Source organism: Synechocystis sp. FACHB-383 (assembly GCF_014698605.1).
Taxonomy (GTDB): Bacteria; Cyanobacteriota; Cyanobacteriia; order Cyanobacteriales; family Microcystaceae; genus Synechocystis; species Synechocystis salina.
In genome coordinates, this window is sequence record NZ_JACJTJ010000029.1 from 101305 (window position 1) to 120518 (window position 19214).

15 protein-coding genes are annotated in these 19214 nt (G+C 48.3%); 9 read left to right on the forward strand and 6 right to left on the reverse strand.

The window, feature by feature from the left end:
- Window positions 1–43: 43 nt before the first annotated feature.
- The 3 genes from H6G45_RS07120 to H6G45_RS07130 form a co-directional block, all read right to left on the reverse strand.
- Window positions 44–2389 carry a ribonuclease R family protein gene (locus H6G45_RS07120; RefSeq protein WP_190597763.1) on the reverse strand — a complete coding sequence of 782 codons (2346 nt, stop codon included), beginning with the start codon at window positions 2387–2389 and terminating at the stop codon, window positions 44–46.
- A 22-nt stretch (window positions 2390–2411) separates the two neighbouring features.
- Window positions 2412–2648: a hypothetical protein gene (locus H6G45_RS07125; protein WP_190597764.1), complete on the reverse strand. Its 237-nt coding sequence runs from the start codon at window positions 2646–2648 to the stop codon at window positions 2412–2414.
- A gap of 156 nt (window positions 2649–2804) precedes the next feature.
- On the reverse strand, window positions 2805–5234 hold the full coding sequence (locus H6G45_RS07130) for a sucrose synthase (protein ID WP_190597765.1): 2430 nt from the start codon (window positions 5232–5234) through the stop codon (window positions 2805–2807).
- Between the two features lie 28 nt (window positions 5235–5262).
- Between H6G45_RS07130 and H6G45_RS07135 the strand changes: the two genes are divergently transcribed.
- From H6G45_RS07135 to H6G45_RS07170, 8 genes are all read left to right on the forward strand, one after another.
- A complete protein-coding gene (locus H6G45_RS07135) occupies window positions 5263–5469 on the forward strand; it encodes a hypothetical protein (RefSeq protein WP_190597766.1) in 207 nt (68 codons plus the stop codon).
- The gene (locus tag H6G45_RS07140; RefSeq protein ID WP_190597767.1) at window positions 5466–6821 is read left to right on the forward strand and encodes a TIGR03279 family radical SAM protein; all 1356 of its coding nucleotides are present in this window, start codon (window positions 5466–5468) and stop codon (window positions 6819–6821) included. Before H6G45_RS07135 ends, H6G45_RS07140 begins: the two co-directional genes overlap by 4 nt.
- Before the next feature lie 279 nt (window positions 6822–7100).
- Window positions 7101–8537 carry a PP2C family protein-serine/threonine phosphatase gene (locus H6G45_RS07145; RefSeq protein ID WP_242018087.1) on the forward strand — a complete coding sequence of 479 codons (1437 nt, stop codon included), beginning with the start codon at window positions 7101–7103 and terminating at the stop codon, window positions 8535–8537.
- A 26-nt stretch (window positions 8538–8563) separates the two neighbouring features.
- Window positions 8564–8818 carry a hypothetical protein gene (locus H6G45_RS07150; RefSeq protein ID WP_199309619.1) on the forward strand — a complete coding sequence of 85 codons (255 nt, stop codon included), beginning with the start codon at window positions 8564–8566 and terminating at the stop codon, window positions 8816–8818.
- A gap of 72 nt (window positions 8819–8890) precedes the next feature.
- Complete coding sequence (gene argH, locus H6G45_RS07155) at window positions 8891–10276, forward strand: argininosuccinate lyase (protein ID WP_190597768.1); 1386 nt, start codon at window positions 8891–8893, stop codon at window positions 10274–10276.
- A 4-nt stretch (window positions 10277–10280) separates the two neighbouring features.
- Window positions 10281–10727: an NUDIX domain-containing protein gene (locus H6G45_RS07160; protein WP_190597769.1), complete on the forward strand. Its 447-nt coding sequence runs from the start codon at window positions 10281–10283 to the stop codon at window positions 10725–10727.
- Window positions 10728–11151: 424 nt separating this feature from the next.
- A complete protein-coding gene (locus H6G45_RS07165; protein WP_190597942.1) occupies window positions 11152–11640 on the forward strand; it encodes a pentapeptide repeat-containing protein in 489 nt (162 codons plus the stop codon).
- A 94-nt stretch (window positions 11641–11734) separates the two neighbouring features.
- Window positions 11735–11887 (forward strand): hypothetical protein, encoded by a 153-nt coding sequence (locus H6G45_RS07170; RefSeq protein ID WP_190597770.1) that lies wholly within the window; start codon window positions 11735–11737, stop codon window positions 11885–11887.
- Window positions 11888–12173: 286 nt separating this feature from the next.
- Here the strand turns inward: H6G45_RS07170 and pruA are convergent, their stop codons facing one another.
- The 3 genes from pruA to H6G45_RS07185 form a co-directional block, all read right to left on the reverse strand.
- Window positions 12174–15146 (reverse strand): L-glutamate gamma-semialdehyde dehydrogenase, encoded by a 2973-nt coding sequence (gene pruA, locus H6G45_RS07175; RefSeq protein ID WP_190597771.1) that lies wholly within the window; start codon window positions 15144–15146, stop codon window positions 12174–12176.
- A gap of 323 nt (window positions 15147–15469) precedes the next feature.
- Window positions 15470–16978: a mechanosensitive ion channel domain-containing protein gene (locus tag H6G45_RS07180; protein ID WP_190597772.1), complete on the reverse strand. Its 1509-nt coding sequence runs from the start codon at window positions 16976–16978 to the stop codon at window positions 15470–15472.
- 127 nt (window positions 16979–17105) lie between these two features.
- Window positions 17106–17723, reverse strand: coding sequence for a DedA family protein (locus H6G45_RS07185; protein WP_190597773.1), 618 nt, complete (start codon window positions 17721–17723; stop codon window positions 17106–17108).
- A 185-nt stretch (window positions 17724–17908) separates the two neighbouring features.
- Here H6G45_RS07185 and H6G45_RS07190 point away from each other — a divergent pair, with 185 nt between their 5' ends.
- Entirely contained in the window at window positions 17909–19147 is a 1239-nt protein-coding gene (locus tag H6G45_RS07190; RefSeq protein WP_190597774.1) for an LL-diaminopimelate aminotransferase, read from the forward strand.
- The last annotated feature ends 67 nt before the right edge of the window (window positions 19148–19214 follow it).

Sequence of the window (19214 nt, forward strand, 5' to 3'; positions counted from 1 at the left end):
CCCTAGTCTGCTTTGGTTTGCAGGATTTGTCCCTGGACAACAGCTAGAAAATTACCGCCCCTCCTTCGTCATCATCACCATCGTCCATGGCATCCCAATCCATGGTCCCATCCTGGTCCTGGTCATCTCCCTCTTCGTCATCATCATCCAAATCAATGTTGGCAGAACCTTTGGGGGCATTGTTAACTGCTCCGAGGTCGATTTGTTGACGGTAATAGTCCACACTGCGCACCTGCACGTCCACCTCGTTGCCTAAGCGGTAGGAAGTACGACTTTTGCGTCCCACTAGGGCACATTGACGACTGCGGAACTCATACCAATCATCTTTGAGGGAACTAACATGGACGAGGCCTTCAGCTAGTAGATCGAAAATTTGCACAAAGAAGCCGTAGGATTGGACGCCGGTGATTAACCCCCGGAAAATTTCCCCGGTGCGAGCTTTCATTTTTTCGGCTTTTTTCAGCCCTAACAGATCTTTTTCCGCATCTTCGGCGGTTTGCTCCCGGTCATTGAGTCCCAACACCAACTGGTGCAAATCCCCTTCAATGGTTTCTTGGAGGTTGGGCGGCAACACATTCCAGCTAATTTGGTTGCGGCAGGTGTGGGCGTTGAGCTCTACCCCAGTTTTCATTTGTTTGGTACGGCGATCGCGCCCCTCCGCCAATACGAGTTTCAGCAACCGTTGCACCACCAAGTCCCCATACCGTTGGGCAGGGGAAACACAGTGGGTGTAACCGGAGTCGTAGGCGAGGGCAAAGTGGGGGGCGGGATGGCTAAAGTACTTTTCGAGTTTGAGGGTATTGGCCAGCAAATGGTTCAACACCGCTTTGGCCGGGAGGGACTCAAATGCTTGGCTGAGGTGATGGTAATGCTGGGGAATAATGTCCCCTTCTAGGTCAATTTTTACGCCTAAATCAAGGTTTTCCGCTAATTTAACAATGTCCGTCAGATCTTCTGCCTCCGGTGCTACTTGCCCACAGTAGAGACCCGGTATCCCCAGGGCTTGGAGTTGGAGAGCCACTTGCCGTTGCAACACCACCATCAGTTCTGCTAACAAGCTACGAATGGGCAGGGTTTCTTGGGTCATGATCACCCCTAAACGGCCCTCATCCAGGCGGGGGGAAGCCGTTTCTGTTTGGAGGTTGAAACTGCCCCGTTGTAGGCGTTGGGATTTAATCAGGGGGCAAATTTGGAAAAATAGTTCCTGGAGCAGACCGCTGTAGGGTTTCAAATCATCATTGACGGATTCAATATCCGCCAGGGCCGTTTGCACTTCGCTGAAGTCCAGTTGGCGATCAACTTTGACCACACTGCTGTGGTATTCAAACCCGGTTACTTCCCCCCGGTCATCCACGGTGAGGAAGAAAGATAGGGCCAAACGATCTTCATCAGGGATGAGGGAACAGCGTCCGGTCAACCCTTCGGGGAAAAGGGGGCAAACCTGCTCTTCTAGGTATACGGTGGTGCCCCGTTTACGAGCTAACTGGTCCAACAGACTATCTTCGGCGATGTAGTGGGCAATGTCGGTGATGTGAATGCCCACTTGCCATTGGTTTGGCTGGCTTTCTAGACTCAGGGCCACTTCTTGCCAGGGTAAGGTTTCTCCCCGGAGGCGATCGCCAAAGGTAACTAACTGGAGTTTGCGGTAATCTTGCCTTTTCTTCAGTTCTCCGGGTTCAATTACCTTGGGCAAATTTTGCAGAGCTTCGATGGCTTCGGGAGTCCAACCTAGGGGTAAATCATGCTTACAAGAGACGATATCGGTATCGGCCGCGGCCTCAGCGTCACTACCCAACACTTTGGTAACTTCCCCCAGGGGCGGGTGCTGGGCAATGGGATAACGGAGAACGGAAACATGGACGAGGTGGTCCACTGCCTCTGCGAGGTTTTGCTCTTCGTCTTTGAGTTCTAGCTCAAATAGCAAACGGTCATCCAGGGGCACTGCGCGGTAATTATCTTCGCTTTTTTTCACCTGGGCTAACAGAGAGGGATTGGCCCGATCAAGGATGAGATGGACGGCCCCTTCGGGGGATTTGCGGCGGGTACCGTCTTTAATCACTTTGACCAAAACCCGATCGCCGTTCCAGGCATTGCTGAGATTGCCTTCCCGGACGTAAATATCGGTGGCATCTTCATCGTCTTGGATGGCAAAACAAAAACCCTTACTGGAGCAACGCAGCCGTGCCTCCACCACATCTTCCCGGGATACCCGTTTGTATTTCCCCCGCTCCTTCACTAGTACGCCCATTTTTTCCAGGGCATCGAGGACAATCTGCAGGGCTTCTATGGCCTCAGGACTTTCACAACCTAATTTTTTTTCGAGAAATTTACCCGCTACTAATTTGTCATCAACAAAATAGGACAAAAGTGTGGCGATCGAATAATCCATGAAACTGAATCCTGAGGTGGGCTTACGGGGTGAAGGGAAGCGTTAGGATTGCCGCGGTTTGCCATTGCCCATAAAGTTTGTAGTGGAAAGCCGTCCTCAGTAAATTACTGAACCATGTCAACTGCAGATGTACAGATGTTTGGAACGGTGTTTCCCCCTCCCCCAATCCCTGGAAGGTGGGTGAGCCATGGCGGAGGGCAAGTAAACCAGTATTAAGGGCAATGCACCGATGGAAGCAAATCCGACGATGACAATCCATAACAACCCTCAATTGTATCAAAGAGGACGTCAACTTTGTGGTTGGGGCCTGTTGGTAAAGTTTAGGTTGACGCCCTAAATGGGGATTTTGATCCCCTTTCCCTCTGAGGTTAGATAGGGCAGGGAAAAGTTAAAATCTGCTCTTAATACGGGCTGGTTAACGGCTGTGCTGGGCCGCTAGAAGCTGATTAGCCCTGGGTTTGTAGAGCAAATAGAACAAGGCCTCAATGTAACGGAGCATATCTTCCCGCTCCTCCTGGGAGACAAAATTCCAAAAGCCGTAAATCCGGGAAAGGGAAAGGAGTTTAGTGGTATGAATTTTCCAGGTATAGGTACTGTAAACCCTGGCCATGGCCGCCTGGGAAAGCTTCGACCAAAGATCGGGGTCTTGGTCACATTGCTGGACAAATTTTGCTAGGCGATCGCCCGTTTCCTTAGTTTGGGTGGGGTTAATCAGAAAACCATTTTCTCCGTCTTGGATAATTTCCAGGGGGCCGCCAAAGCGGGTGGCAAAGGTGGGCAGGCCGGAAATCATCGCTTCCAGGATGGTCAAACCAAAGGCCTCAAATAAAGCTGGCTGGACAAAAATGCCCCGGCGATCGCCAATGACCCGATACACTTCCCCCGTATCCCCCTTGGAGAGCCGCACCCCCAACCAACGAATTTTGCCCTGGAGTTGATACTGGTCAATTAGGGCATACATTTTTTCGATTTCACTGCGTTCTTCGGGGTCTTCCGATTCCTCCAGGCGTAATTTCCCCGCCACTAAAATTAGGTTGCATTGTGCTTGTAATGAATCGCTCTGGGCAAAAATTTCCACCAATCCGGTCAGATTTTTAATTCGGTCTAACCGGGCCATGGAAAAGAGGGGGCGTTTTTCTGGATTGTCCAACCTGCCATAGACCTGACTCGGATCATCAAGGGTAAATAACAATTCCTCCAACCGTTGGCGATCGCCCATGGTGCGGTCTTGATAATTACTGTAGGGGAAAAAATAGGACTCATTTACGCCAGGGGGGACCACATTAAATTTGGGGCTAAATAGCTCAATACCATCCACCACATGGTACAAATCTGGCATGGTGAAATGCTTATAGGATTCATACTGCCCCACACTATCGGGCATGCCGGTGATTTCTTGATAGGTGCTACTGACAATGAAATTGGCCGCATTCATGGCAATTAAATCGGCGGTAAATTGCAGAGAAAAATGATATTGACTCTCCAAATCTTGCCAATAGAGATTACTAAATAAATATTTCGACTTTTCCAGGGCGTGGGCCACATTACATTGGGTTACCTTCAGTTTACGGGCCAGGAGAAAAGCAATTAAATTACCGTCGGTGTAATTACCAACAATTAAATCAGGACGACCGTTTAAAACCGACCACAATTCTTTTTCTGCATCAATGGCAAAAGTTTCCAGGTAGGGCCAAATTTCAAAGCGGGAAATCCAGTAATCAGTGGAATGGCCATTGCTACGGAAGGGAACCCGGAGAATAAAGACATTTTCTGTGCCATAAACTTTTTCTAAACGTTCGTCACAACGGGTACCGTCACTCTGGGGAATTAAGCGGCTGAGGATAATTACTTGGGGGGCAATTTTTAGCACATCAAGCCCCGCTAAGGTAATATCTTCCAGCAATTGTTGCTCTAAGCTTTTAGCTTGGTCCAGCACATAAACTACTTGGCCGCCGGTATCTGGCCGCCCTAACACTCCTTCTTGGCCAAACCAACCATGGCAGGACACCAGCACTAAACGAAAAATCATCGGAATGCGGGACAGTAGGGCTTCTAGGATTTGGTGATCCGGTGAATCTAGCAGGGCATCGAGCAACTCTAGGCTTTCCTGGACCCTAGCGGCGGTGTTGCCCCAACCAGGCTCAAAACCAAGGGATTGGAGGGGAAAGCGAAATTCCGGATAGGGTTCCGTTCCAGGCTTACTTTCCACAAAGGCGATCGCCTCTTTAATTTGATTCGATAATTGGGCCTGGTTTTGGATTCTTTCATTAATTAGCAACTGGGTGCCATTGTAGTTATGCAGGCTCAGGAATTTGTACAACTCCGATAACCACTGCTGGGGATCTTGGAATAATTTACTGGATAAAAAGCGGTTTAAATATTGTACTCCGTTACCAATATTTTTACTGTCTCTAATCAGAGGAGAATAGTCATAAAAAGGACGAAAATCAATTTCAAAAATTTTTCCATCCGCTGGATGATGGCGGTTGACATAGCGGTCACGGATAGCGAGAATTTCTTGGACGGAAATGGCTTCCACTTCCAGGGCATTGGTGAGGCGATAGAATTCTTCCTGGGCAATTTTGGGGCGAATAACAATGCAATAACTTTCGGATTCGAGGATAATTTCTTGGATAACTTGCAGAATTTTTTCAATCTGGACGGTGCTTTGACCCGTCGGGGATAATTTTCCTTCTTGCTTTTGTTCCTGACAAAATTGTTCAAAAAAGACGATGATGTCGTTTCTTAACCAATAGGTACGCTTCTGTTGCCGCAGTTGGTGGAGAAATTCCCTCAGCAGGGTATTTTCATTGCTATTCACCACTGCTTTAATCAGATTGTGCATAAAATATTAATGTGAGAAGTATTCATTATTGATAATACACTATCGACAATCTTCCCCCGATTTGCTCTCCTTTAGCGATCGCCTTTTCCCCAACCGGACAGGGGCTAAAACCATGGGCTCCATGGGCCAAGGTAGAATGGGTCAGGATAAATCATCCACTGAATTAATGCGGTCTTCGCTAATTTTCAATAACTATTCTGTCAGTCAAACCACTGCTTTGTCCCCCAAGCCATGAGTGAAGCTTCCCTACGTCCCGCCAAAATTAGTACCGTGTTATCGGGATCCCTGGGGGAAGAAATGGGCTTTGAGCCTGGGGATGCCATTGTCCGCATTAACGGTCAGGCACCGAGGGATTTGATTGATTACCAATTTCTGTGCGCCGACGATTATTTGGAATTGGACGTATTGGATCGTCAAGGAGAGCTGCATGAACTGGCGGTGGAGAAGGAATTTGATCAGGATTTAGGACTGGGATTTGAAACGGCCCTATTTGACGGGTTAATCCAGTGTAATAACCGTTGCCCCTTTTGCTTCATTGACCAACAACCGCCGGGGAAACGGGAGAGTTTGTATTACAAAGATGACGACTATCGTCTCAGTTTTCTCTATGGCAGTTATCTCACCCTGACCAATTTGAGTGCTAAGGAATGGCAACGCATAGAGCAGTTAAGGCTTTCTCCCCTCTACGTTTCTATCCACGCTACGGAAGCATCGGTGCGGGAAAGATTGTTAAAAAATCAGCGAGCGGGGCAAATTCTCGACCAGTTAGCTTGGTTCCAGGCGAGGAGGTTACAGATCCACGCCCAGGTGGTGGTGTGTCCCCGTATTAATGATGGGGCCCATTTAGAACGAACTTTGAGGGATTTAGCCCAGTTTCACCGGGGAGAAATCCCAGCGGTCATTTCCGTGGCCGTAGTGCCGGTGGGCCTGACCCGTTTCCGTCCCCAGGAAGATGAGTTAAGTCCTGTCAGTCAAGCTCAAGCCAGGGAGGTAATTGCCCAGGTGCAAGCTTTACAAAAGGAATTTGCCCAACAACTAGGTAGTAACTTTGCTTGGTTAGCCGATGAGTGGTTTCTCATTGCCCGTCAACCTTTGCCGCCGGAAAGCCATTACGAAGACTATCCCCAAATTGGCAATGGGGTCGGTTCGATCCGTCAATTTATTAGGGAATTTCAACAACAGGCCCAGGAATTTCTCCCCCCGGCGATCGCCGTAGCCAAGACGTTGACCTGGGTGGTGGGCAATGCTGTGGAACAGGCGTTTGAGCCCCTGGTGGAACAATTAAATCAGGTAGAGGGTTTAACGGTTAATTTAGCCCCCTTGAACAGTGATTATTGGGGCCAGGAAATTACGGTAACGGGACTATTGACGGGACAGGATTTAATCGCTAAATTGACAGGCAGAGATTTAGGGGATGGTATCCTATTGCCTGCTCTGATGTTGAAACACGATGATACTTGCTTTTTGGATGACCTCCGGGTGGCCGATGTGGCCCAGAAATTGGCCACAACCATCTATCCTGTGGCCGATGTGGCCGGTTTGCTGGAACATTGTGTTCAGCCCATGGCTGTCCCCCACCATTGCTAAAAAGCCCCGCTAATTTTTCTTCTCCAGGGGAAAATTGAGCAGTTCAATGGGCCGGATTGTTGTCGTTTGCCTTCGTTAAAAACAATAGTTTTTTCCCAGCAGATAGTGGGTTAAAAATAACTTTGATCAAACCACTGGTAAAACTGCTTGATGAGTTAGCCGATTTTGACCACGGCTTTGTACTTTCTGCACCAATCTCTGATTTACTAGTTTGTCCATCTATGGATTCTGTCAACTTTTTCCTGCATCGCTCCAACTAACCTTTCTGGGATGTCCTCCATGCCCTCCGTGCCTAGCTTACCGTCCACTGATACCGTTATTCCCCCCGGTAACTTTGTTGAACCTCCCACCTCTCCGGTGGTTATTCTCAAGGAGTTGGTGGCTAAGTTGTACCGGGAACAAAACAAGGTGCAGGATTTGTTGGGCGCCATGGGTTATGCCCTGCGGAGTTTACATAATCTCAATCAATTTCTGGAATTGACCCCCCTGATGGCCACCAGGGTGACCGATGCTGACGGCAGTGTTTTAGTGCTGATGCGGGAGGGGGAAATATCGATTTTTGAACAAATCCATGGCCACAAAAATGGTCTCAAGGGCACCATTAAAGGTGCTTTACAGAAGGCTCGCCAGATTACTCCGGCACCGGATTCCTCCACTATTCTGAGTTATTTTGACCGTAAATTGCGCCAGGAATTACCGGCGATCGCCTGTTATAACACCCCCATTTTGAGCCACCAAGAGGAAGTGGGGCGTCTGTACATTTTCAGCCAGGACCGTAACTATAGCTGGACTCCCACCCGTCGCAAACTACTACAACTAATTTCTGACCAAACCGCTGTGGCGATCGCCAACAGTGACTTGAACCAAAAACTCAGGTCCAGGGAAAGTCAGGACCGGGAATTGGAAATCGCCTCGGAAATTCAAAATCAATTGTTACCCCGTTGTTGCCCCCAAATTAATGGTTTGGACATTGCCGCCCAGTGTAAAACCGCCAGTCGGGTGGGGGGAGACTACTACGATTTTATTCCTGCCAACTATGACCAACTGCGCCAGGGGGATTGGTTATGTCGCAACACCAGCCATTTGGGGGTGCCCTGGAGTATTGTCATCGGCGATGTCATGGGTAAGGGGGTGCCAGCGGGACTAATTATGACCATGACCAGGGGCATGCTCCGGGCGGAAGTGTTAAATCGCCATAGTCCGGCCCAGATTCTCAATCACCTCAATCGGGTCATGTATGCCGACCTGGAAAATTCCCATCGCTTTGTCACCCTGTTTTATTCTGAGTACGACCCGGAAACGAGTGTGCTTTCCTACAGCAACGCCGCCCATAATCCTCCCCTGTTATGGCGGGCCAGCAGTGACACTCCCCAATGTTTAATTCCCTTGGATACGGAGGGGGCTTTAATCGGTTTGGAGTCAGATTCCGATTACCGGGATGCCCAAATTCAACTCATTCCCGGGGACGTGGTGCTGTACTACACCGATGGTCTGACCGATGCCGGTAACGCCAAAGGCGATCGGTTCGACGACAAAAATCTCCGCATTGCGTTCCAACGGGCCTGTGAAAGCGCCCCAACGGCCCAGGGTATCCTGACGGAAATTTTCACTGCGGTGGAAGCATTTGTGGGCTCAGACAATAGTCATCAAACCGATAAAATCCCGGCTCGGGACGATATGACATTGGTCGTTCTGCGGGTAAAATCGACGGAGTGAGTCTTACTGTTTGGGAGTCAGCGTTTATGTGGCAGTGCCTAGATTTAGCCTTGAATATTTTCCCTCTCCATGGAGGAATAGAGCATTTTTCCCCCACTGCCCCCGCCGTTTTCTCTTCCTGGCTGGACCACGGTTTGTTTTTTGCTCAAAATGTTAGGGATGTTGACATTCTGGGGGATTTTCAGGATGCCTGGAGCAAATTTGTCCAGTCTGGGCAAATTTGGGCTTTGATTATTGGTTTTGTGCTTGGTTGGGGCTTCCGGGGTTTCACTGGCGGTTAATATTTTTCTCCGGCTACAACTAACTGCTAGGCCACCATCTGCTAATTATCACCACGAAATTCCCCCATCCCAATGACAAAAAAAACCTGGAGCGATCGTTTTGAAGGCACGTTGCATCCTGCCATTACCCTTTTTAATGCCAGCATTGGTTTTGATATTGAGTTAATTGAACATGATCTGAATGGCTCGATCGCCCATGGCAAAATGTTGGCCAAAACGGGCATCATCAGCCCAGGGGAAGCAGAACAATTGGTGCAGGGCTTGGAGCAAATTCGCCAGGAATACCGAGCTGGTAATTTTAACCCAGGGGTAGACCAGGAAGACGTACACTTTGCGGTGGAGCGACGATTAACGGAATTGGTGGGGGACGTAGGCAAAAAACTCCACACCGCCCGTTCCCGCAATGACCAGGTAGGTACCGATGTTCGTCTTTACCTGCGGGCCCAGATTGATGACATCCGCCAACGGTTAAGGGATTTTCAATCGGTGTTGTTGCAACTGGCGGAAACCAATGTGGAAACCCTAATTCCTGGCTACACCCACCTCCAGCGGGCCCAACCAGTGAGTTTGGCCCACCATCTGCTGGCCTATTTCCAGATGGCCCAACGGGATTGGCAACGGTTAGGGGAGATTCGAGCTAGAACTAATATTTCTCCTCTGGGCTCCGGGGCCTTAGCGGGTACCACATTTCCCATCGATCGCCATTACAGTGCGGAATTGCTGGGTTTTGAAGGCATTTACGCCAACAGTCTAGACGGGGTGAGCGATCGGGATTTTGCCATCGAATTTCTCAATGCTGCCAGTTTGATCATGGTGCATCTGAGCCGGTTGAGTGAGGAAATGATCCTCTGGGCCTCCCAGGAATTTAGCTTCATCAGTTTGACCGACAGTTGTGCCACCGGGTCGAGCATTATGCCCCAAAAGAAAAACCCAGACGTGCCGGAGCTAATCCGGGGTAAAGCAGGGCGGGTGATGGGCCATCTCCAGGGCATGCTGGTGCTGATGAAGGGTTTACCTTTGGCCTACAACAAGGATTTGCAAGAAGATAAGGAAGCTTTATTTGATGCGGTTAAAACGGTCCAGGTGAGCTTGGAAGCCATGACTATTTTGCTTGATGAAGGCATTGTCTTCCGGCAAGAACGGTTAGCAGAGGCAGTGGCAGAAGATTTTTCCAATGCGACGGATGTGGCGGATTACCTGGCGGCGAAAGGGGTCCCCTTCCGGGAGGCTTATAACCTAGTGGGCAAGGTAGTAAAAACCAGCTTAGCGGCGGGGAAATTGCTCAAGGATTTAACTATGGAAGAATGGCAAGCACTCCATCCGGCTTTTGAAGAGGACATTTACCAAGCCATTACCCCCCAACAGGTGGTGGCAGCTCGCAATAGTTACGGCGGCACGGGTTTTGACCAAGTTAATTTGGCGATCGCCAATGCCAAAGCTGAGTTGGGCCTAGGTTAAACCCGTGTGGAGATATGCCCAGGTTTTCATCAAATTACTGCTCCGTCGTCCCCTGTCAGCGGTGACATTAATTCCCGTTTTGCCTAGTGGTTCTATTGTCTTAGTTAAACGGCGGGATACGGGGCAATGGAGTTTGCCGGGGGGGCTGATCGACTGGAGAGAAACGGTGACAATAACGGCAGCGCGGGAGTTACGGGAAGAAACTGGTTTACAGTTAATCAAAATTGATCGCCTGCTTGGGGTCTATTCCAGTCCTGACCGAGATCCCCGCATGCACTCCGTCACCATTTCCCTGGTGGTTCAAGCGGCAGGTAATTTGCTCGTTGGCGATCGCCAGGAGGTATCCCAGGTACAGGCTTTTACTGTGGAAGATTTACCTTTGGGGTCATTAAGCCACGACCATGACCAACAGCTACAGGATTATTTGCAGGGGGAAACAATCATTGCTTGACTCCCAGTATTTCTTCTGGGGTAAATATTCCGTATAAATCAGCTAAGTTTTCGACGAGGTCTTTAATCTACGTTCCCCATGTCCAATGGTTGGGGAATTCATTCAACACTTCTGCTTCAACCAATATTACTCTCATTTAACTAAAATTCCAAAACTATCGATGCCAATTCTACAAGCATGATCTCCATCTAGTTTGTCTTGTCTATCCTGGGGGAGTCGAGGGAATGTGTCTAGAAAGACGGGCTACATAACAGTTACGACCAACCTGAGTGTCCCTTTGCACCACTTGTCACAATAGCAGTTGGCGTAAAGTTACATCTAGCCATAAATGAGATTTGAGCTAGAATGGAAAAAGGAAATTACTTCAAACTTAATAAGTAAATCAGTATAAGTTAAAAAGAAAAAGATTGTTACGTAGAAAAGGATAAAAACTATGGATGCTCAGGAAATTCTTCAGTGTTACGCGGAAGGACAGAGGGATTTTAGTCATATAAACTTGGTTAAAGTCTGTTTGTCGAATGCAAACTTAATGGGAACACAACTAATTTTTGCAGACCTTAGTGGTGCAAATTTAAAGCATGCACACCTTAATAATGCAGTTTTAAAAAAAGCAAATCTTGCTTTAGCTGATATGACCGAGGTTTGTTTAATTTATGCCGATTTGAGTGGTGCAGACCTTAGTGGTGCAAATTTGATGGGGGCAGATCTTTCCAATGCAGATCTATCCGGTGCGAAACTAGGAGGTGCAGACTTACGGAAGGCGAATTTATCTGAAGCTAGCCTTCGAGGGGCAGATTTGCGTGGTGTGAACTTAATCGAAGCTAACTTAACAGATACGGATTTTAGCGAGGCGGACTTAACGGGAGCTTACATAAGTGATGACGCACTGGTTAATGTTGTCAATCTCTCCTAAGGAATTATTCATGTCTCGATAGCCAGGGGCAAAAAGCTTAGGAATATTTAATTCTTAAGCGGATAATTTTTTTGTTATCTAAGAGGATAAAATTATGAAACCAATGATTTGGCATCCAGAAGAAAAAGACGAAAAAGTCAACAAATATCTAGACCGGGTTAATCATGAGCCTTGGCTGGGTTTTGCTGCTTTTTCTCTAGTATTTTTTGTTGCATTTATGTTGTTAATGTTTGTAGGAATTTTCTAAGAAACCAGACCGCTAATTTAGGTCTATAAATCAATGTCGTGTTTGACCTTTGCCCCCGGAGGATAGATTGAAAAGGGAATTAAAATTATGCCCTGGAAGATTTACCTTTGGGGTCATTAGGTCATGACCAACAGCTACAGGGCTTTTTGCAGGGGGAAGCAATAATTGCTTGATTCCCGGTATTTGTCCTAACGTCATCCTCTATAAAAATAAACGTATAAAACGTTATTAATCTAAGCCTGGATGAAATAGAGGAGACAAACACCTCCTCTGTTTTATCAATTTACTACTGATCTGCTCCTTCAATGGGTGCAAAACCTTGCCGTTGAATATTCTCCGTGACATGGCGGGGTTCCAAGAACTGGAGTAAATAATCCGGGCCACCAGCTTTGGAGCCCACCCCAGACATTTTGAAGCCCCCAAACGGTTGGCGGGAAACGATCGCCCCGGTGATAGTGCGGTTGATGTAAAGATTGCCTACTTCAAACTCAGCGGCGGCACGATTGATGTGGTCAGGAGTGCGGGAATAGAGACCCCCTGTTAAAGCGTAGTCGGTGCCATTGGCAATTTCCAACGCTTCATCAAAATTGGCCGCTCGGATAATGGCTACCACCGGGCCAAAAATTTCTTCCTGGGCAATGGTGGCATGGCGTTCGACATTTTTAAACACCGTGGGGCCAACGAAATAGCCTTCACTGGGAGCATTACAGGCGATCGCCAATTCACATTCCGCTTTGCCCTGCTCAATATATTCCTGAATGCGGGCTTGGGCTTTGGCATCAATCACTGGGCCCACCTGGGTGCTGGGGTCATCGGTGGGGCCGACATTGAGGGAACGGGTCGCTTCCACAAACCGCTCCACAAAGGCATCATGGACAGGGGAAAGCACCACCACCCGGGAACAAGCAGAACACTTTTGCCCCGTATAACCAAAGGCTGAATAGACCGCGCCAGCCACCGCCTGATCCAGATCTGCACTTTCATCGACGATGATGGCATTCTTACCGCCCATTTCGGCGATCACCCGTTTGAGATGACGTTGCCCCGGTTGCACCAAAGCGGCATCGGCGTAAATACGACAGCCCACTTCCCTGGAGCCGGTGAAGGCAATCAAATGCACGTCGGGGTGATTGACCATGTGGGAACCCACCACCGCTCCCTTACCGGGCACATATTGGAAAACTCCCGGGGGAACCCCCGCTTCAATGAGAATTTCCGCAATTTTGGCCGCAATTACCGTGGAAGTTTCCGCTGGTTTTAACAACGTACAATTGCCCGTCACCAAGGCCGCCACTGTCATGCCAACGGCGATCGCCATGGGAAAATTCCAGGGAGAAATCACTAGAGCAATACCGCGAGGTTGATAAAAATAACGGTTGGTTTCGCCGGGAATATCGAGGTTAACGCCTTGGTCCAGTCGTTCCATTTCATCGGCATAGTAGCGACAAAAATCGATCGCCTCGGACACTTCCGCATCAGCTTGGGGAATAATTTTGCCCACTTCCAAACAAATCCAAGCGTTTAACTCATGGCGACGCTCTTCCATAATGTCCGCCGCTTTCCGGAGAATGCCGCACCGTTCCCGTACTGGGGTTTTCTTCCAAGCAGGGAAGGCCGCCTTAGCCATTTCCAGGGCATGATCCGCCTGGTCAACGCTGATTAGCCCCACCTTGCCAATCACCTGGGATGGACGACAGGGATTAACGGAATCAATATAGGTCTCGGTTTCGACGTACTCGCCGTTAATGTAGGGCAGATAGGTTTTGCCTAATTGCTGTTTAACCCGGGTTAGGGCTTGGAAGGCTTTTTGGCGTAAATCAGCATCGGCATAATCCGCATCAGGGGCGTTGGGATAACCCTTGGTGGGCAGGTCATTAATGCCTTTAACCTGGGGCGGAGTAATTAATTCTTCAATGGGGCGCTCCTCTAGGTTTTGGCGTAGAAAAGAACTATTGGCCGTATTTTCCAGTAACCGTCGAATCAAATAGGCCATGCCCGGCAGTAGCTTACCGTAGGGCGCATAGACCCGCACCCGATGACCCCGTTTCACAATCGCCCGGGCCAAAGGTTCCCCCATGCCATAGAGGATTTGCATTTCATAACGTCGTTTGGGAATATTTAACTCTTCGGCGATCGCACAGGCCAGGGCTTGGGAACGGACATTATGGCTACCAATGGCGGCGTATAAATATTGGTGGTTTTCCAGCAGTAACCGGGTCATGCGTTCATAATTGGCATCGGTTTGGGCTTTTTCCACATAAACCGGAATTGGCCAATGGTTTTGTTGGGCTTTAATGGTTTCCTGATCCCAATAGGCCCCTTTCACCAGGCGCACTGTGATGGGATAACCCCGATGTTTGGCCCAGGGAATTAACCCTTCTAGATCCGCCGCTGAATCCCGCAGATAGGCCTGCATGGTGATGCCAATATCGGTGCGGGAACGGAACTCTTCTTCCACCAACAATTCCTTGAGAATATTTAAAATCAGGTCTTTGTAGTGGTACTGCTCCATGTCAAAGTGAACCGCCACCCCTAATTCTTGGGCGCGTCGCAACAATGCCCGAATCCGTTCACAGACTTTTGCTTTACTGCCCTCAGGGTCAAGGGGATCAAATTGGGAATAAAAGGCCGTTAACTTTACCGATACCTGCACCTGGGGCAACATTTCCCCGTCTGCCTCATCAATCTGGGCCACCTTTGACCAGGATTTTGCCTGTTGGGATAACTGGGCCATCAAGTCTAAATAGTTCTGCCAATATTCCGCCGCCTCCGATTCCGTAATTACCGCTTCCCCCAGTAAATCAATGGTAAAGCCCATTTTTTCCTTGCGGAGTCGTTCCACCGTTTTGATCACCTGGGCGATCGTTTCCCCAGCAATGTATTTAAATGCCAACTGTTCCGTGGCCTTACTCACCGTTCCCGCTGCAATCTGGGCTGGCGTAGAATGGGCATCAGCAAAGTTCAACAGTTTTTTCAGTGCCTCCGGTAACTCCACCTCCTCTTCGCTCATATACTGCTGGAGATGGTTGGCAATCTCACTATTACTCTGCAACGCTGGTAGACAGTCAATGAATTTGAACAATTGCACCCGCAACCCCGGATGACCCATGGTCCAATCCAGCAATTTGTCATCGAGCCGCAGATTATCGCCAATTTTGTCCCATAGCGATCTTTTCTCCCGGGTCTGGGCTAATAGTTCCTTGGCGATCGCCTGGGTAGCCTGTTCATACTGTTGTTGTGACTCGATTTGTGCAACCATGGCTTGTCTCTAGACGATCAGTTAGGGTGAGGTACTTCCAACTTCTGATCTTACCGTAGTTACCAGTCCCTATAATGGCTGCATTAAGCTTTGCAGGTTTTGCACGGATTCTGCTGACCTAATAGTGACAATGATGAAACCGTTAATCACCCAGTGGTTTCGATATAATGAAAATTTAATCGTTTCTACTAATCTAATTCCTATGGTAGCAACTTCAGATTTATCGATTAATAAAATAGAAGTATGCCATAACAACGAGGATAGATTTATCTCCTTGAAACTTTTAAAAAAGCATTACCGCCTATAAGCTTTAGCTAACGAGATCAAGACTTTAGGCTAACATCAAAAATTTTGTTGATTCTTTGCCTAATCCAGTCCACAGGATTTTTCAGATCCGCCTCAGCCAGTAGTCCCATTTCTTTTAGTTTCTGTTCATATCCCTGGAGAGCACCCTGACGTTTACCCAATTCCTCCGCCACCCGTATGGATAGATGGGGGTGGGTAGATAGAAGTTTGTGAAAACAGTCTTTACCGATTAGGAAAAGGGTGGATTCTTCAGCGGCGATCATGGTGGTGGGATAGGGGACTTCCAGCATCAAAGGTAACTCACCAAAGAATTCCCCTTGTCTGAAAGTAAATATACGGTTGCTGATTTTTTCATTTTCATAAATGGCATTTATTGCCCCAGTGAGCACGACACAAAAATAGCTGTGGTACTGATTTTGTTTGACTAAGGTTTCTCCCGCCGATAAATGCCATCGTTTCCCCATTTCAATCACATTTCTAATTTCAAGATCATTGAGTTTTTGAAAGCAGAAGTTTTTCTTCAATAGCTGGGTGAGGGTGGGAGAATTATCTAATTTTTCTCCAGGGGCTGGAACCTTATTTTCTTGATTGCTAACTGCTAGAGAGATGCTTTCTGGATTTCTTAGCCATAGATCCCTTTGGGGGAAGGGCATATTAATTCCCCGGCGACGACAATTATATTGAATGATGTGATTGAGAGAGCTAAAGATCAGAAATCTTTGGTCGATTCTTTCAGTCCAAACCCAGAGTTCAAAATTAAGAGAATTTTCGCCAAACCCAAGAAAAACTGCTTTTGGTGCTGGCTCACTGACAATATTTTTTTCCATGGCGGCGGATTCCAATAGCACTTCCGTCACTAGAACTAAGTCACTGCCATAGGCCACACTGACTGGCACTTCGAGGCGACCGCTACAATTTTCATAGTTCCAGTTGATTACTAAGTTGCTGGTTAAATCGGTGTTGGGCACCACTAGGTCACTGCCTCTAAAGGTGCGGATTATCGTAGAGCGAATGGAAATTTCTTTGATGTAACCAATGTGGTCATTAAATTCAATTAAGTCACCAACTTTGAGTTTATTTTCGCCAAAAATTGTTAAACCACTGACTAAATTCCTAGTTAATTCCTGCAAGCCAAAACCAATACCGATTCCCAGTCCCCCCATAATTACGGCAAAGCTAGCCAGTTCCAAGCCCATGCCTTGCAGCACAATAATAAAGCCTAATACTGCCACACCTAAACTTGTTAATGTACCAATTACTTCTCGGTTGCCTTCACTAAATCCTAGTCTGAGCAGGAGAATTTTTTTGAGAAATTGTTTGGTGGCCTTGGCAAATACTCCCACCAATAAAAGCAGAAAACAGGCCTGAACAATCCACCACAAAGTGATGCTCTCAGTTCCCAACTTAAAGATGGGAGCATTCAATGTTTCCAGCAGCCAATTTTTTAGCAAATGCCCTTGTTCAAGCACATTGGCGATCGCCTGGGGTCCCGGTTCTTGTGGTTGTGTATTAAGTTGTGCAATCACGGTAAGCTTCCCCAGGATCAGGACGATCGAATATAGCCAAGCCCCAATTTTAGCCTAGTGGCCCGTGGGGCAAGGATAGGATCAACTAGGAAATTTACGAGATTACACAGGAGTGGGAGCCCAAAAATCAAGCCCTCCGACGTAGCTGTTTGCGAACAATTGACAACACGATGATGGCGGCCACACTAACCAGGACAATTTTTGACACCGGCCCCAAGTATTGCTCCACTAAGTCATAGTTATTACCCAGTTTATAGCCGGCACTGGCGAGAAAGGTTACCCAGAGGGATATGCCTCCCAAGCTATAGAGGGTGAAGGAAATAAGACCCATGGCATTGATGCCTGCAGGCAAAGAGACCATGGTGCGGATGCCAGGTACCAAACGTCCCAAGAACACCGATTGATGACCATAGCGACCAAACCAAACGTTAGCTTTGTGAATGTCCTTGGCATCTAGGCCAATCCACTTACTATAACGGTCGGCAAGTTGTTCTAACCGTTCTTCACTGACCAATTTACCAATGTAGTACCAGGGATAAGCTCCCAAAATTGTCCCAACAATGCCTGCCACGATCGCCGGGAACAATGCCAATTTTCCCTGGGCAACGGCAAAACCAGCTAGGGGCATGATCAATTCGGAGGGGATGGGGGGAAAGAGGTTTTCTAAAAACATTAAAAGACTGATCCCCCCGTAGCCTAACTGATTCATCACCTGGGGAATCCATTCTGTGATCCACTGGGACATAAATGTTTGATTGAGATGTGATGTAAGGATAGATTTTGCAGGAAATTGGAGTAGCTACGGCCGTCGCCGTCAATGAACCAAGGGGAGTAGGGTTGGTTGGAGCGGGCATAACCCCATTGTCAACTTCCCTACGGCGAGGGGTAACTCACCTTTTATAATGGCGATCGCCCTTTAATCACCAAGCCATGGCCAGTATCAACGACAACTATCTCAAGCTCAAAGCCGGTTACCTGTTTCCCGAAATTGCTCGGCGGGTAAATGCTTTCACCAATGCCAATCCTAACGCCCAGGTGATCAAACTTGGTATTGGGGATGTGACGGAACCCCTGCCCCTTGCTTGTCGCCAGGCCATGGCCAAAGCCATCGACGACATGGGCGATCGCCAAACCTTTAAGGGCTATGGCCCGGAACAGGGTTACGCTTGGTTGCGGGAAAAAATTGCCCAGCACGATTTCCAAGCCCGGGGCTGTGAGGTTAGTGCCGAAGAAATTTTCATCTCCGACGGTTCCAAATGCGACACCGGCAATATTCTCGATATTTTCGGCAAAAATAACACCATTGCCGTCACCGATCCTGTCTATCCCGTCTATGTGGATACCAACGTGATGGCGGGGCACACCGGCGATGCCAACGACAAAGGAGAATACGGCGGACTGGTTTACCTGCCCATTTCGGCGGAAAATGAGTTCACAGCGGCAATTCCAAGCCAAAAAGTAGATTTAATTTACCTTTGTTTTCCCAACAATCCCACCGGAGCCACTGCCACTAAAGCCTATTTAAAGGATTGGGTAGATTATGCCCTGGCCCATGGTTCGATTATCTTTTTTGATGCGGCCTACGAAGCATTTATCACCGATCCCACTTTGCCCCATTCCATCTATGAAATTGAAGGGGCCAGGAACTGTGCCATTGAGTTTCGCTCCTTTTCCAAGAATGCTGGTTTCACCGGCACCCGTTGCGCCTTCACTGTGGTGCCAAAAACTTTAACCGCCAAAGCCGCCGATGGCAGTGACGTGGAATTATGGAAACTCTGGAACCGCCGCCAATCTACCAAATTTAATGGGGTTTCCTACATTATCCAACGGGGGGCCGAGGCTGTTTATTCCCCGGAAGGCCAAGCCCAGGTACAGGAACTGATTGCCTTTTATTTGGAAAATGCCCGCATTATTCGAGAGAAGTTAGCCGCCGCCGGTTTGATGGTCTATGGTGGGGTCAATGCGCCCTATGTGTGGGTCAAAACCCCCGATGGCCTGAGCAGTTGGGACTTTTTCGACAAGCTATTACATACGGTGAATGTGGTGGGTACCCCTGGCTCTGGCTTTGGGGCGGCCGGGGAAGGCTATTTCCGCATTTCTGCTTTTAACAGTCGGAGCAATGTGGAAGAAGCCATGGAGCGCATCACCTCTACCCTCAAATTGGGTTAAAATCCCCCTGGGGTTGCCCAACAATGGGTAGCTCTGGGCCTTTGTCGGCATCACCGGTCTGAGAATA